The organism is Vibrio sp. 2130-1, assembly GCF_033339515.1.
The window spans coordinates 1-955 of record NZ_JAWOUT010000109.1 but is presented as its reverse complement, the minus strand read 5'-3'; the positions used below and the strand labels follow the sequence as shown (position 1 = coordinate 955).

2 protein-coding genes are annotated in these 955 nt (G+C 45.0%); both read right to left on the bottom strand.

Annotated elements, in window-relative coordinates; translation table 11 throughout:
* Positions 1 to 394, bottom strand: a 394-nt coding sequence (locus R7Q09_RS24545; protein WP_318143746.1) for an SDR family NAD(P)-dependent oxidoreductase, incomplete at its 3' end; no start/stop codon positions are given.
* Positions 395 to 437: 43 nt separating this feature from the next.
* On the bottom strand, positions 438 to 955 hold a 518-nt coding region (locus R7Q09_RS24540; RefSeq protein WP_318143745.1), incomplete at its 5' end, for a methyl-accepting chemotaxis protein.

The following is a 955-nucleotide window of genomic DNA, read 5'->3' as shown; positions in this document are numbered from 1 at the left end:
CTGGGTCACCGTAAACCGTTGCCGATGAACTGAAGACAATGCTTTTCACCCCGGCTTTGCGCATGCAGCGCGCCAATACCAACGAACCATTGACGTTGTTGTCGTAATACTCGAGTGGTTTTACCACAGATTCGCCAACCGCTTTGAGGCCAGCAAAGTGGATCACGGCTTGGATGTCGTGCTGCGCGAATACCGTATCCAAAAAGGCTTCGTCACGGATGTCACCTTGGTGGAACTCAGGCTGTTTGCCAGTCAGCGCTTCAATACGGTTTAACACTTCCAGTTTGGCGTTACACAAGTTATCGACAATGATGGGCTCCATGCCCGCCTCAATCATCTGAACGCATGTGTGACTGCCGATGTAGCCCAGACCACCTGTAACAAGAATTTTCACTTTTGCTTCTCCTTGAATAATTTCAAATTAGTTAGTTTCGTAGTTAAACTTTGAAAACCGCCACGTCTTTCGTTAGTGCTGAAGAAACTCGGCTGATATCTCCATGAACACTCGCGATAGCATTTGCACTGTGAGTAATTTCATCGCTCAAAGATTTAGACAGCTCAATCTCCGAGTTCAGCTTCTTCATCATTTCACACTGAATATCTGACGCTTGGGAAATGCCAGAATTGATGGTATTGATTTCACTAACGGCACTCTCAACCAGTTGAATTTGATCAATAACTTCTAACGTACGATTTCGACTTAGCTCGCTGCTTTTTAGAACTTGAGACATTTGTCCAATAAGTTGCTCCGACGAGTCGGAAAACTGAACAAGAAATTCATCAATCTCAATGGTGCTGCTTCGAGTTTTCGACGCGAGCATTCGAACTTCTTCAGCGACAACAGCAAAACCCTTTCCTGACTCGCCAGCTCTCGCAGCCTCAATGGAAGCATTTAACGCTAATAAATCAGTTTGATCGGCAATTTTCTGAATAGAACTTAGAATGCTACTGATCC